The 13,671-nt window shown below is 67.1% G+C and carries 16 protein-coding genes; all 16 read right to left on the reverse strand.

What is annotated here, in order from left to right; translation table 11 throughout:
- Window positions 1-28: 28 nt before the first annotated feature.
- The 16 genes from rpsQ to J2W78_RS18230 all read right to left on the reverse strand — a co-directional run bounded on the left by rpsQ (window position 29) and on the right by J2W78_RS18230 (window position 13,561).
- Window positions 29-295: a 30S ribosomal protein S17 gene (gene rpsQ / locus J2W78_RS18155; RefSeq protein WP_003597108.1), complete on the reverse strand. Its 267-nt coding sequence runs from the start codon at window positions 293-295 to the stop codon at window positions 29-31.
- 11 nt (window positions 296-306) lie between these two features.
- Window positions 307-522, reverse strand: a complete 216-nt coding sequence (gene rpmC, locus J2W78_RS18160; protein ID WP_003597107.1) for a 50S ribosomal protein L29 — start codon at window positions 520-522, stop codon at window positions 307-309.
- 12 nt (window positions 523-534) lie between these two features.
- A complete protein-coding gene (rplP, locus tag J2W78_RS18165; protein WP_003597105.1) occupies window positions 535-948 on the reverse strand; it encodes a 50S ribosomal protein L16 in 414 nt (137 codons plus the stop codon).
- A 33-nt stretch (window positions 949-981) separates the two neighbouring features.
- Complete coding sequence (gene rpsC, locus J2W78_RS18170) at window positions 982-1,728, reverse strand: 30S ribosomal protein S3 (protein WP_003597102.1); 747 nt, start codon at window positions 1,726-1,728, stop codon at window positions 982-984.
- A gap of 11 nt (window positions 1,729-1,739) precedes the next feature.
- The gene (gene rplV / locus J2W78_RS18175; RefSeq protein ID WP_003597100.1) at window positions 1,740-2,123 is read right to left on the reverse strand and encodes a 50S ribosomal protein L22; all 384 of its coding nucleotides are present in this window, start codon (window positions 2,121-2,123) and stop codon (window positions 1,740-1,742) included.
- A 1-nt stretch (window position 2,124) separates the two neighbouring features.
- On the reverse strand, window positions 2,125-2,403 hold the full coding sequence (gene rpsS / locus J2W78_RS18180; RefSeq protein ID WP_003597098.1) for a 30S ribosomal protein S19: 279 nt from the start codon (window positions 2,401-2,403) through the stop codon (window positions 2,125-2,127).
- Between the two features lie 5 nt (window positions 2,404-2,408).
- Window positions 2,409-3,245 (reverse strand): 50S ribosomal protein L2, encoded by an 837-nt coding sequence (gene rplB / locus J2W78_RS18185; RefSeq protein ID WP_012253645.1) that lies wholly within the window; start codon window positions 3,243-3,245, stop codon window positions 2,409-2,411.
- A 25-nt stretch (window positions 3,246-3,270) separates the two neighbouring features.
- Entirely contained in the window at window positions 3,271-3,567 is a 297-nt protein-coding gene (locus J2W78_RS18190; RefSeq protein ID WP_003597094.1) for a 50S ribosomal protein L23, read from the reverse strand.
- Window positions 3,564-4,184, reverse strand: coding sequence for a 50S ribosomal protein L4 (rplD, locus tag J2W78_RS18195; RefSeq protein WP_253372769.1), 621 nt, complete (start codon window positions 4,182-4,184; stop codon window positions 3,564-3,566). The genes J2W78_RS18190 and rplD overlap by 4 nt, the downstream gene beginning before the upstream one ends.
- Window positions 4,184-4,924: a 50S ribosomal protein L3 gene (gene rplC, locus J2W78_RS18200; protein ID WP_253372771.1), complete on the reverse strand. Its 741-nt coding sequence runs from the start codon at window positions 4,922-4,924 to the stop codon at window positions 4,184-4,186. The genes rplD and rplC overlap by 1 nt, the downstream gene beginning before the upstream one ends.
- 50 nt (window positions 4,925-4,974) lie before the next feature.
- Window positions 4,975-5,283, reverse strand: a complete 309-nt coding sequence (gene rpsJ, locus J2W78_RS18205; RefSeq protein WP_003597088.1) for a 30S ribosomal protein S10 — start codon at window positions 5,281-5,283, stop codon at window positions 4,975-4,977.
- A gap of 79 nt (window positions 5,284-5,362) precedes the next feature.
- A complete protein-coding gene (gene tuf / locus J2W78_RS18210) occupies window positions 5,363-6,553 on the reverse strand; it encodes an elongation factor Tu (protein ID WP_012253644.1) in 1,191 nt (396 codons plus the stop codon).
- A gap of 53 nt (window positions 6,554-6,606) precedes the next feature.
- Window positions 6,607-8,682 carry an elongation factor G gene (gene fusA, locus J2W78_RS18215; RefSeq protein ID WP_253372773.1) on the reverse strand — a complete coding sequence of 692 codons (2,076 nt, stop codon included), beginning with the start codon at window positions 8,680-8,682 and terminating at the stop codon, window positions 6,607-6,609.
- A 74-nt stretch (window positions 8,683-8,756) separates the two neighbouring features.
- The gene (gene rpsG, locus J2W78_RS18220) at window positions 8,757-9,227 is read right to left on the reverse strand and encodes a 30S ribosomal protein S7 (RefSeq protein ID WP_004447768.1); all 471 of its coding nucleotides are present in this window, start codon (window positions 9,225-9,227) and stop codon (window positions 8,757-8,759) included.
- Window positions 9,228-9,333: 106 nt separating this feature from the next.
- Entirely contained in the window at window positions 9,334-9,705 is a 372-nt protein-coding gene (gene rpsL / locus J2W78_RS18225; RefSeq protein WP_004447775.1) for a 30S ribosomal protein S12, read from the reverse strand.
- A gap of 388 nt (window positions 9,706-10,093) precedes the next feature.
- A complete protein-coding gene (locus tag J2W78_RS18230; RefSeq protein ID WP_253372775.1) occupies window positions 10,094-13,561 on the reverse strand; it encodes an SbcC/MukB-like Walker B domain-containing protein in 3,468 nt (1,155 codons plus the stop codon).
- Window positions 13,562-13,671 lie beyond the last annotated feature (110 nt).

Raw genomic sequence — 13,671 nt, forward strand, 5'->3', positions numbered from 1 at the left:
CGCACCGTCACTCTTATGGGGAAGGCTTTTAAGCCGCCGTGCCGGCCGCTTCGGCCGCCGCAGCCTGGTCCTCGACCAGCTTCCAAGTCTTGGTCTTGGAATAGGGACGGGACTCCTCGATGAACACCGTCTGGCCGATCTTGGCCGCATTGGCCTCGTCGTGCGCATGGTAGTTCTTCGAGCGGCGAACCGTCTTCTTCATCACCGGGTGGGTGAAGCGACGCTCCACCTTCACGACGATGGTCTTATCGGTCTTGTCGCTGACGACGACGCCTTGAAGGACGCGCTTGGGCATGTGGAATCTCCTCAGGCCTTGGCCGCGTCCAGCGTCTTCTGACGCTGCAGCGTGCGGACACGGGCGATGTCGCGGCGGACCTCACGGACCCGGGCGACGTTCTCAAGTTGGCCCGTCGCGCCCTGGAAGCGCAGATTGAACTGCTCCTTCTTCAGGCTGATGAGCTCGTCGGAAAGCTGATCCGCCGACAGAGCGCGCAGATCAGACAGTCTCTGGTCGGACTTCATGATCTCTTCCTATCAATCAGCGATGCGCTGGATGACGCGGGTGCGCACCGGCAGCTTCGCGGCTCCAAGGCGCAGGGCCTCGCGGGCGATGTCCTCGGCAACGCCATCCACCTCGAACATGATGCGGCCGGGATGGACCCGGGCCGCCCAGTATTCGGGGGCACCCTTACCGGAGCCCATGCGGACCTCGGTGGGCTTGGCGGTGACGGGCAGATCCGGGAACACCCGGATCCACACCCGGCCCTGACGCTTCATCTCGCGGGTGATCGCGCGGCGGGCCGCCTCGATCTGCCGCGCGGTGATGCGCTCGGGCTCCAGGCACTTGAGGCCGAACTGGCCGAAGTTCAGCTCGAAGCCGCCCTTGGCCGCGCCACTGATGCGACCCTTGAACTGCTTACGAAATTTGGTCTTCTTGGGTTGCAGCATGGCAGCCTCTCAAGATTTCTGCTTGATCGAGCGTCAGGCGTGCGACGGCTCGCGGCGGCCGCGGCCACCCCGGTCGTCACCGTCACGCTCGCGGCGCCCGCCGGAACGGCCACCCTCTTCCTGGGCCTTCTTGTCCTGCGCCATCGGGTCGTGCTCGAGGATCTCGCCCTTGAACACCCACACCTTGATGCCGCACGTCCCGTAGGTCGTGAAGGCAGTGGCGGTGCCGTAATCGACGTCCGCACGAAGCGTATGCAGGGGCACGCGGCCCTCGCGGTACCACTCGGTGCGGGCGATCTCCGCGCCGCCGAGACGGCCGGCGCAGTTGATGCGGATGCCTTCGGCGCCCAGACGCATGGCCGACTGCACGGCGCGCTTCATGGCACGACGGAAGGCGACACGGCGCTCGAGCTGCTGCGCGATCGACTCGGCGACAAGCGTCGCGTCGATCTCGGGCTTGCGCACCTCGACGATGTTGATGGTCACGTCGGCCTTGGTCATCGTGCCGACGAGCTTGCGCAGCTTCTCGATGTCCGCGCCCTTCTTACCGATCACCACGCCCGGACGGCCCGAGTGGATGGTGACGCGGCACTTCCGGTGCGGGCGCTCGATAACGATCTTCGAGACGGCGGCCTGCTTGAGCTGCTTCATGAGGGCGGCGCGGATGGCCACGTCCTCATGCATCAGCTTGGCATACTCGCCCTTCTCGGCGAACCAGCGGGAATCCCAGGTCCGGTTGATGCCGAGACGCAGGCCGATCGGATTGATCTTCTGACCCATCGGTAAACTCCTCAGGCCGCTTCAGCGCGCACTTCGCGAACCACGATCGTGAGGTTCGCAAAGGGCTTCAGGATGCGCGCGCCGCGACCGCGGGCACGGGCGTGGAAGCGCTTGAGCACCAGCGCCTTGCCGACGAAGGCCTGGGAGACGACGAGATCGTCCACGTCGAGATCGTGGTTGTTCTCGGCGTTGGCGATCGCGCTCTCCAGGCACTTCTTCACATCGCGGGCGATGCGCTTGCGGGAGAATTCGAGATCGGCAAGGGCCGTGTCGACCTTCTTGCCGCGGATCAGCGCCGCCACGAGGTTGAGCTTCTGGGGCGACACGCGGAGCATCCGCGCGACGGCCTTCGCCTCGTTCTCGGGGAGCGCGCGGGGGGTGGCAGGCTTGCCCATCTCAGCGCCTCTTTGCCTTCTTGTCGGCCGCGTGACCGGGGAAGGTGCGGGTCGGCGAGAACTCGCCGAACTTGTGACCGACCATCTCCTCGGTGACGTAGACCGGGATATGCTTGTGTCCGTTGTGCACACCGAAGGTGATGCCCACGAACTGCGGAAGGATCGTGGAGCGACGGCTCCAGATCTTGACGACCTCGTTGCGGCTGCCGCCGCGGGCGGCGTCGGCCTTCTTGAGGAGGTAGCCGTCGACGAACGGCCCTTTCCAGAGGGAACGTGCCATGGCTGTTACTTCTTGCGGTTATGGCGGCTGGACAGGATGAAGGTATCGGTCCGCTTGTTGGACCGGGTCTTCTTCCCCTTGGTGGGCACGCCCCAGGGCGTGACCGGGTTCCGGCCGCCCGAGGTACGACCCTCGCCGCCGCCGTGCGGGTGATCCACCGGGTTCATGGCGACACCGCGAACGTGCGGGCGCTTGCCGAGCCAGCGGTTACGGCCGGCCTTGCCCAGCGAGATGTTCATGTGGTCCGGGTTCGACACCGCACCCACAGTCGCGAAGCACTGACCGTGCACGAGGCGCTGCTCGCCCGAGTTCAGGCGCAGCGTCACGTAGCCCTGGTCGCGTCCGACGATCTGAGCGTAGTTGCCGGCGGAGCGGGCGATCGCGCCGCCCTTGCCGATCTTCAGCTCGACGTTGTGGACGATGGTGCCCACCGGCATGGAGCCGATCGGCGCCGCATTGCCCGGCTTCACGTCGACGCTCTCACCGGCGATCACCTTGTCACCCGGCGACAGGCGCTGGGGGGCGAGGATGTAGCTCTGCTTCCCATCGGGGAAGGTGATGAGCGCGATGAACGCCGTCCGGTTCGGATCGTACTCGATCCGCTCCACCGTCGCGGGAACGTTGAGGTTCTCGCGACGCTTGAAGTCGACGTTGCGCAGGACCCGCTTGTGACCACCGCCGCGGAAGCGGACGGTGATGCGGCCCAGGTTGTTGCGGCCGCCCGAGGAGCTCTTGCCCTCGGTCAGCGCCTTCACCGGCTTGCCCTTGTAGAGCTCACGGCGATCGACGAGCACGAGCTGGCGCAGGCTCGGCGTGACCGGTTTGAATGTCTTCAAGGCCATCGGCTTGATCCTAACGCTTCAAGTCTCAGAGGCCGGTCGTGACGTCGATCGTATCACCCTCGGCGAGGGTCACGATCGCCTTCTTCACGTCCGAACGCTGCCCGCGCTGCCCGCGGAAGAACTTCTTCTTGCCCTTGGTCGTGAGCGTGTTCACGCCCGTGACCTTGACGTCGAACAGACGCTCGACCGCTTCCTTGATCTGCGGCTTGGTGGCCTTCGGGGCAACCCGGAAGACGACCTTGTTCTGCTCAGTGAGGTTCGTCGCCTTCTCCGTGATCACGGGGGAGACGATGATGTCGTAGTGGCGCGGATCGGCACTCATTTGAAACGCTCCTCCAGCGCATCGACGGCGGCGCGCGTCAGCACGAGCGTGTCGCGGCGCAGGATGTCGTAGACGTTGATGCCCTGGACGGGCAGCACATCGATCTTCGGAATGGCGCGGGCGGCGCGGCCGAAGTTCTCGTCCACTTCAGCGCCGCCGATGATCAGCGCGCTCGACAGACCGAGCTTCTCGAAGCGCTCGATCATGGCCTTGGTCTTGTGGTTGTCGACCTTGATGTCGTCGACGACGATCAGGGTCGAGGCCTTGGCCTTGGCCGAGAGGGCGTGCTTGAGCGCCAGCGCCCGGACCTTCTTGGGAAGGTCATGGCTGTGGTCGCGCACCACCGGACCGAAGGCCCGGCCGCCGCCGCGGAACTGCGGGGCGGAGGCAGCGCCGTGACGGGCGTTGCCGGTGCCCTTCTGCTTGTACAGCTTCTTGGTCGTGCGATCGACGTCCGAGCGGTTCTTGACGGCGTGGGTACCGGCGCGCCGCTTGGCGAGCTGGTAGCGCACCATCCGCTGCAGGATGTCGGCGCGCGGCTCGAGGCCGAAGATCGCCTCGTTGAGCTCGACCGAGCCGGCGGAGCCGCCGTCGAGCGTGGTGATATCGAGTTTCATCACGCGTTCTCCTCGGACGCCGGAGCCTCGGGGGCCGCCTCGACCTGGGACGCGCCGGCAGAACCGTTCTCACGGAACTTGCCCGGCAGCGGCACATCGGCCGGCAGCTTGCGCTTGACCGAGTCGCGAACCTGGATCCAGCCGCCGGCGACACCGGGGACGGCGCCTTCGACGAGGATCAGGCCGCGCTCCGGATCGGTGCGGACGACCTTGAGGTTCTGCGTGGTCACGCGCTCGACGCCCAGGTGACCCGGCATCTTCTTGTTCTTGAAGGTCTTGCCCGGATCCTGACGGCCACCGGTCGAACCGATCGAACGGTGGGAGATCGACACGCCGTGGGTGGCGCGCAGACCGCCGAAGTTCCAGCGCTTCATGCCGCCGGCGAAACCCTTACCCGTGCTGGTGCCCGTCACGTCGACGAACTGACCCGGGATGAAGTGATCGGCGGTGATCTCGGCACCGACCGGGATCAGCGCGTCCTCGGACACGCGGAACTCGGCGAGCCTCTTCTTGGGCTCGACCTTGGCGACCGCGAAGCGGCCACGCTCGGCCTGCGACACGTTCTTTACCTTGGCCTTGCCGACGCCGACCTGGAGGGCGACGTAGCCATCCTTCTCGGTCGTGCGGTGTGCCACGACTTGGCACTGATCAATCTGGAGCACAGTGACGGGCACATGCTCGCCAGCGTCCGTAAAGACGCGGGTCATGCCGACCTTCCGTGCGATGACGCCTGAGCGCATAGGTCTCTCCCTCGCGCGATGAAACGGTAAGCTCTAAATCCGACGCGGACTTAGAGCTTGATCTCCACGTCCACGCCAGCGGCGAGGTCGAGCTTCATCAGCGCGTCCACGGTCTGCGGCGTCGGGTCGACGATATCGAGCACCCGCTTGTGCGTGCGCATCTCGAACTGCTCGCGCGACTTCTTATCGATGTGCGGCGAACGGTTCACCGTGAACTTCTCGATATGGGTCGGCAGCGGGATCGGGCCTCGGATCTGCGCGCCGGTGCGGCGCGCGGTCGAGACGATTTCCTTGGTGGACGCATCGAGGATGCGGTGATCGAACGCCTTAAGGCGAATGCGGATGTTCTGACCGTTCATGACCTGACCTCGGCGGAAACGTTGAGGAGCGGGCGCGAGGGCCCGCCCCTCTTACGTCCCCTGTCGATGATGCTTGCGGTTAGTCGTTGATGGCGGCGACGACGCCGGCACCGACGGTGCGGCCACCCTCGCGGATGGCGAAGCGCAGCTTCTCTTCCATGGCCACCGGCACGATCAGCACCACGTCCATGGTCACGTTGTCGCCCGGCATCACCATCTCGGTGCCCTCGGGCAGCGTGCACACGCCGGTCACGTCCGTCGTGCGGAAGTAGAACTGCGGGCGGTAGTTGGTGAAGAACGGCGTGTGGCGGCCGCCCTCCTCCTTCGTCAGGATGTAGGCCTCGGCCTTGAACTTCGAGTGCGGCTTCACCGAACCCGGCTTGCACACGACCTGGCCGCGCTCCACGTCCTCGCGCTTGGTGCCGCGCAGCAGCACGCCGACGTTGTCGCCCGCCTGGCCCTGGTCGAGCAGCTTGCGGAACATCTCGACGCCGGTCACCGTCGTCGTCGTCGTCGGACGGATGCCGACGATCTCCACCGACTCGCCGACCTTGACGATGCCGCGCTCGACGCGTCCCGTCACCACCGTGCCGCGGCCCGAGATCGAGAACACGTCCTCGATCGGCATCAGGAACGGCATGTCGATCGGACGCTCCGGCTGCGGGATGTACTCGTCCACCGTCGCCATCAGCGCCAGGACGGCTTCCTTGCCGATCTTCGGCTCCTTGTCCTCGAGCGCCATCAGGGCCGAGCCCTTGGTGATCGGGATGTCGTCGCCGGGGAAGTCGTACTTGGAGAGGAGCTCGCGCACCTCCAGCTCGACCAGCTCCAGGAGCTCCTCGTCATCGACCATGTCGACCTTGTTGAGGAACACCACCAGCGCCGGCACGCCGACCTGGCGGGCGAGCAGGATGTGCTCGCGGGTCTGCGGCATCGGGCCGTCGGCGGCGGACACGACCAGGATCGCGCCGTCCATCTGGGCGGCACCGGTGATCATGTTCTTCACGTAGTCGGCGTGGCCGGGGCAGTCGACGTGCGCGTAGTGGCGGTTGGTCGTCTCGTACTCGACGTGGGCGGTCGAGATCGTGATGCCGCGCGCCTTCTCTTCCGGCGCCTTGTCGATCTGGTCGTAGGCCGTGAAGGTCGCCCCACCCGACTCCGCCAGAACCTTCGTGATCGCCGCCGTCAGCGACGTCTTGCCGTGATCCACGTGCCCGATCGTGCCGATGTTGCAGTGCGGCTTGGTACGGGAGAACTTTTCCTTACCCATCAGGGCCTCCTAATCGTCAGTGTCGTTGATCGAGGAAGTTTGACGCGTTCGCGTCAGGCGTACTTGGCAATGACCTTATCGGCCTCGCCGCGCGGCACTTCCTCGTAATGGTCGAACTGCATCGTGAAGTTGGCGCGTCCCTGGGAGAAGGAGCGCAACTGGTTCACGTAGCCGAACATGTTGGCCAGCGGTACCATCGCGTTGATGACGTTGGCGTTGCCGCGCATGTCCTGGCCCTGGATCTGGCCGCGGCGGGAGTTGAGATCGCCGATGACCGAGCCGGTATACTCTTCCGGCGAGACAACCTCGACCTTCATGACCGGCTCGAGCAGAACCGATCCGCCCTTTTGCAGCGCCTCGCGGAAGGCGGCGCGGGAGGCAATTTCGAAGGCCAGCGCCGAGGAGTCGACGTCGTGGTAGGCGCCGTCGATCAGCTCGACCTTGACGTCGACCACCGGGAAGCCGGCGAGCACGCCTGCGCCGAGGACCGAGTTGAGGCCCTTCTCGACACCGGGGATGTACTCCTTCGGCACCGCGCCGCCGACGATCTTCGACTCGAAGGCGAAGCCGGCACCCGGCTCGTTCGGCTCGACCACGAACTTCACCCGGGCGAACTGACCGGTGCCGCCGGTCTGCTTCTTGTGGGTGTAGTCGATCTCCTGACGGCGGGTCAGCTTCTCGCGGTACGCCACCTGCGGCTGACCGATATTCGCGTCGACCTTATAGGTACGGCGCAGGATATCGACCTTGATGTCGAGGTGCAGCTCGCCCATCCCGCGAAGGATGGTCTGACCGGATTCCTGGTCAGTCGAGACGCGGAAGGACGGATCCTCGGCGGCGAGCTTGGAGAGCGCGATGCCGAGCTTCTCCTGATCGGCCTTCGACTTCGGCTCGACGGCGATCTCGATGACGGGCTCGGGGAACTCCATCTTCTCGAGGATCACCGCGTCCTTCGGATCGCACAGCGTATCGCCGGTGCGGGTGTCCTTGAGACCGGCCAGGGCGACGATGTCGCCGGCGAAGGCCTCCTTGACGTCCTCACGGTTGTTGGCGTGCATCAGGAGCATGCGGCCGACGCGCTCTTTCTTGTCGCGCGACGAATTGATGACGTTGGCGCCCGACTCGACCTTGCCGGAATAGACGCGGCAGAAGGTGATCGTCCCGACGTGGGGATCGTCCATGATCTTGAAGGCGAGCATGGAGAAGGGGTCGGTGTCGGACGGGTGGCGAACCACCTCTTCCTCGGTCTTGAAGTCGAGACCCTTGATCTCGCCGCGGTCGGCGGGAGACGGGAGGTAATCGACGACGGCGTCGAGGAGCGGCTGCACGCCCTTGTTCTTGAAGGCCGAGCCGCACAGCACCGGGTGGAAGGCGCGAAGCTGCACCGCCTTGCGCACGAGCCGGCGCAGGGTCTCCTCGTCCGGCTCGACGCCGTCGAGGTAGGCGGTCATCGCGTCGTCGTCGAGCTCGACGCAGGCTTCGATCATCTTGGTGCGGTACTCGACCGCCTGATCGGCGAGATCGGCCGGGATCTCCTCCTCGGAGAAGTTGGCGCCGAGCGCCTCACCCGACCAAACGATCGCCTTCATCTTGATGAGGTCGATCACGCCCTTGAAGCTCGACTCGGCACCGATCGGCAGCTGCAAGCAAACCGGCTTGCCGGCCACGCGGCCGATGATGTCGGCAACGCACTTGAAGAAGTCGGCGCCGATCTTGTCCATCTTGTTGACGAACACGACACGCGGCACGTCGTACTTGTCGGCCTGACGCCACACGGTCTCGGTCTGGGGCTCGACGCCCTGGTTGCCGTCGAGCACGCATACGGCGCCGTCGAGCACGCGGAGCGAGCGCTCCACTTCGATGGTGAAGTCGACGTGGCCGGGGGTGTCGATGATGTTCAGGCGCTTCTCGCGCCAAAAGCAGGTGGTTGCAGCCGAGGTGATCGTGATGCCACGCTCCTGCTCCTGCTCCATCCAGTCCATCGTGGCGGCGCCCTCATGGACCTCGCCGATCTTATGGGACTTTCCGGTGTAGTAGAGGATCCGCTCGGTCGTCGTGGTCTTGCCGGCATCGATGTGGGCCATGATGCCGAAGTTGCGGTAGTCCTCGATCGCATGCGTGCGGGGCATCGGGGTCTCTCCGGGAGAAAGCGGGCACGAAGCGCGGCCCCTTGGCCGCGCTCGAAGGTCTCAGGACCGGCGAATTACCAGCGGTAGTGCGAGAAGGCGCGGTTGGCCTCGGCCATCCGGTGGGTGTCTTCGCGCTTCTTGACGGCGTTACCGCGGTTGTTGGCGGCGTCGAGCAGCTCGGCGGAGAGACGCTCGATCATGGTCCGGTCGTTGCGGCCGCGGGCGGCCTGGATCAGCCAGCGGATCGCGAGAGCCTGACGGCGCTCGGTGCGGACTTCGACGGGGACCTGGTAGGTCGCGCCGCCGACGCGGCGGGACCGGACCTCGATCGCCGGGGCGACGTTGTCGAGCGCGGCGCGGAACACCTCGATCGGATTGGCGCGGGCGCGGTTCTCGACGATGTCGAACGCGCCGTAGACGATCCGCTCGGCGGTCGACTTCTTGCCCTCGTACATGATGGAATTCATGAACTTGGTCAGAACGACATCGCCGTACTTGGCGTCCGGGATGATCTCGCGCTTCTCGGCAGAGTGACGACGGGACATCTGTTTACTCTCAGATCAATCGACTTAAGCACCTCGCGCAGGCCGCCTTGAGCGTGAACGCCGGCGACATCCTTGCGAGGCCGTGAAAATGGCCGCCCGGAGATTCTTACTTCGGACGCTTTGCACCGTACTTCGAACGGCGCTGCTTGCGGTTCTTGACGCCCTGCGTGTCGAGCACGCCGCGCAGGATGTGGTAGCGCACACCCGGAAGGTCCTTCACGCGGCCGCCGCGGATCATGACCACGGAGTGCTCCTGAAGGTTGTGGCCCTCGCCGGGGATGTAACCGATCACCTCGAAGCCGTTGGTCAGGCGCACCTTGGCGACCTTACGAAGCGCCGAGTTCGGCTTCTTCGGGGTCGTGGTGTAGACGCGCGTGCAAACGCCGCGCTTCTGCGGGCAGGCGTTGAGCGCCGGCACCTTGTTGCGCGCCTTCTGCGCCTTGCGCGGCTGGGCGATCAGCTGGTTGATCGTCGGCATCCTGTGCCCTCTTCATCCGGCCGCACAGGGCGGCCACCGTCTGAAACCTGTCGAAGCCCCTTGCGGAGCGGTCGGTCCGCGAGCAAGCCCGCGGCAAAACGAATAGCGCCAGAGGCCGATCAAGGCCTTTGACGATGGTGAGGCAGAGGATCACGCCGTGAACGACGCGTTCTTACCCGCTGATCTGACGAAAACGTCAGGGTGTGATGCCGGTATCGGTCTGACGACGGTCGCCGAAGCCCCTGGCCTCGACCCGAAAGCGACTCTCGATCCACCGGAGTGGCGCGCTTCTACGCGGGGTGGCCGGGGTCGTCAATGCCCGGAGAGGATAAAGTTCGATGAACGGGCGCCCGATCTGCGATCCGTTCGCTGACCGGCCGCCTCATCGTTATTCCGCGGCGTTCGAGAGACGGAAAGCGTCGATTCCGCGGCGATCCGGATTGATTTCGGCGAGCGCCCGCTTGGCGGTTTCCAGCGGATGTTCGGCCTCGATTCGGACCGAGCCGAGATCCGGGCTCTTGTAGACGGTGACGACGGTGTCCATCACCTCGGTCAGCGTCGTGCGCTTGTCCTCCGGCGCGGCGATGAGGAGTTGCAGCCCCCAGGCGCGGAAGAGGTCGACCAGCGACTGGCTGTTGCGCACGTCGAGCTTCGAGAAGGCCTCGTCCAGAAGGCAAAGACCTAAGCCCGGCGTCTCGTCGCCGGGACGGTCGCCGGGATAGTAGGCCGAGGCCATCGAGGCGGCGATCGCCACGTAGAACGGCGCCTGCGCCTCGCCGCCCGAACCGCGCAGCGCCCGGCTCGACAGCGTGGTGCGGTTGCCCGCCCGGTCGCGCATGCCGATCTCGTAGACGAAGTAGTTTCGGTAATCTGCCAGCCGTGCGGCGTTCTCCTCGCCCTCGATCAGCGCCGTGATCTCGGCGAGTGCGGCTGCGAGCGGGCTCTTGTCGGGGCCCTCCTCCGGGCCCGGTAGCACCGCCTGCGCCGCGTCGGGTGAGCGGGCGACTTCAGTGGCGAGCGCGTGGACGGCGGCGTAGCGGCGGTCCACCTCCGCCTCGAAGGCGTAGGTCTGGCCGGTGAAGGTCTGCGAGGCGAGGCGCTCGTTGAGGGCATCGAGCCGGGCGCGCATGCGCTCGAACTTGTCGGCGAGCCGCGTCAGCAGATCCTCGGTCATCAGGCGGCGCATCTCGGCCTCTGCCCGGAGCGACTGGTCGCGGTAACGGCGCAACTCGTGCCCCGCCACCTCGTCGCGCTCGCGGGTCGCCCAGGCATAGCCGAACGAAGCCGGCTGCTCGCCCGAACCGAGGGGATTCTCGACGCGCCACGCGGCGCAATACTCGGCAAGGTCGCGCTCGGCGGCGCGGCCCTGGTTGCGCACGCTGTCGGCGGCCTCGCGAGCGGAGGCACGGGCCTGCGAAGCGAGCGAGGCCAGCGCCCTGGTGTCGAGCGCAGCGCGGTCGGCCCGCGCCGCGGCGATCCCGGTCACCGTGTCCGGCACGTCGGCGGGGACGGTACCGGTGAGGCGTATGCGAACGGTGTCGCCGGTGGTCCAGCGCCGGAGCGCCGTGCGGTAGGCCAGGAATGCGGCGCGCGCCGCCTCCTTCCCTTGCGCGACACGCGCCTTCAGCCCGGCTTCTTCCGCGAGCGCGGCGTCGCGCTTGGGCTCCAGCACCTGCACGAGTTCGGTGAGATAGGCGGAGCGCTCCTTCTGAAGCTCCTTCAGCTCCGCCTCGATCACGCCGGCATCGGCGCGGGCGACCGTCTCCTGCTCGGTGGAGAGGCTGCGGCGGCGGCCCTCGATGGCGTCGGCCTCGGCGCGCAGGGCCTCGATATCGACCGGCGCTTCCGCCAGCCGGCTCCGCAGCAGCGCGGCGATGCGGGCGGCCTCGCGCATCACGGTTGCCTCGGCCCGCAGGGTCCGCGCCTCCTCGCGTGCCTCGTCGAGGCGGCGGCGGGTCTCGGCGGTGGGCCCGCGCTGGCCGCGGGTCATCATCAGCGGCACAGGGCGCACCACCGAATAGGCCATGCCCGAGGTCGAGCGCCCACTCGGCGCCACCGCACGGCTCATGTTGCGGAGCGCGGCATCGTCCGGGGCAAGGTCGTAGCCGCCGAGCCGTGCCGCGAGGAAAGCCTCGGCGTGGTCGCTGTCGGTCTCGATCAGGCCCATCGGCCCGTCATCGAAGCGCCGCGCGGAACGCCGCGCGGTATCGGTGGTCTTCACCAGGAGACAGCGGAAGAATTGATTCTTCCGCGATTCGAGCAGGGCGAAGGCGCGGTCGAGCCGGTCGGGCTCGACCACAAGCGCCTCGCGGGCGCGGCCGAGCAAGCCTTCGAGTGCCGGGCCCCATTTCGGATCGACGATTTCGGCAAGTTCGCAGATCGGCGCCGCCTCGATGCCGAGCCGGCCCAACTCATCGCGGAAGGCCTCCGTGTCGGAGGACAGGCGCGCGGCCGAGGACCGGCCGGCCCCGACCTGCACGTCGAGGCCGCGCACCTCGTTCTCGCGCTCACGGGCCTTGAGGGCGAGATCCTCCGCTTGTTCTTCCAGAGCGTCGGCCACGTCGGGCATCTGCGCAAGGCCGTCGAGCAGCCCCTTCAACGGCCCGTCGACCCGGAGAATGTCCTCCGGGGGGGCCTCGCGGCGCAGCCCCGAGCGAGCGCAGGCCTCGACGATGCGGGCGGCCCCCGGATCGATCCGGCGCAGGGGGCCGGCAATGGCGCTGAGGCGGCCGGCATCCTGCACGAGGCCAACGATCCCGGCGAGGCGGTTGGTGAGGTCGCGCCGGTCGCGGGCGACCATGGCGAGACCGGCATGGGAGGCCGCGAGCCGTGCCTCCGCGACGCTGCCGACGATCAGTGCCTTGCGGGCAGCGATCTCGGCATCGATCTCGCGCACGAAGCCCTGGCTCGTCGCCACGCTCTCGCGGGCGATGCGCAGGCGCTCCGACGTCTCGGCGAGCAGGCGGCGGGCCTCGGCGTGGTCAAGGATGCGGCGGCGGAGATCCGCGCTCGCCGCACGCATCTCGTCCAGCGCGGCGGTGAGGCTCGCCCGGGCCCAGCCCTCGTAGCGCGCGCAGATGCGCGAGAGGTGGGCGAGGCGCTTCTCCAGTTCCTCGATGGTCTCCAGCAGACGCCGCCACGTCTCGATCGACTGGCGGATGCGGGCGACATCGAGCGGCTCGGCCTCCAGTACGAAGCTGCGCACGAAGGCGCTGGTGTCGAAGATCGGCTTGAAGGCCACCGCGTTGGAGAAGGTGCGCAGGAACTGGCGCGGATCGGGCACGGCCGCCCCCTCGCGCAGGGTCGCCAGCACGGCGGCGGTGAAGCGCTCGCCGGAGGTGCGGAACTCCTCGAACGTGTCGGACCGGCGGCGGAGATCCGCGGCGATCTCCGCCCAGGGTGCGACGAAGCTGCCCTCGCTCGTCTCGCGCACGTAATCGGCGATCTCGAAACGGTGACCGACGGCGATGAAGCGCGAAAGCGTCTCCTCCTTCGGCTCCTCCGAGCGGGCGGCGAGCGCAAGCCCGACCGTGACGATGCGGCCGCTCGCGGGATTCTCGAACACGAGGCTGATGAGGGTCTCGCAGGCCTCCCGCGTCGGGCGCCCGCCCTCGGCCGGGTCGCTGATCCAGCCGAGGCAGTAGTCGCGCACCGTGCGGGCGCTGCGGCCCGAGGCGGAAGCGTTGAGGGCGAGCCGGCTCGCATTGTTGCCGGCCAGCACCGTGCCGACCGCATCGAAGATCGTGGACTTGCCCGCGCCCGTGGGACCGACGAGCGCCGCCGCCCCCCGAATCCGAATCTGCTCGCGCCGGATGAGGTACCAGTTCGAGATCGCAATGTCGGTGAGGCGGTACACCGGCCTGGCCGCTTATCCCGAGGTTGAGCGAGAGACAGCGCAATGGACGCTCCGCCTCACGCACGCAAGGGCGGGAGCGCGGCAGGCCGCAGGCGTCGCTCGATCACCAC

Origin of the sequence: Methylorubrum extorquens (assembly GCF_024169925.1) — a bacterium.
GTDB classification, from domain to species: Bacteria; Pseudomonadota; Alphaproteobacteria; order Rhizobiales; family Beijerinckiaceae; genus Methylobacterium; species Methylobacterium extorquens_A.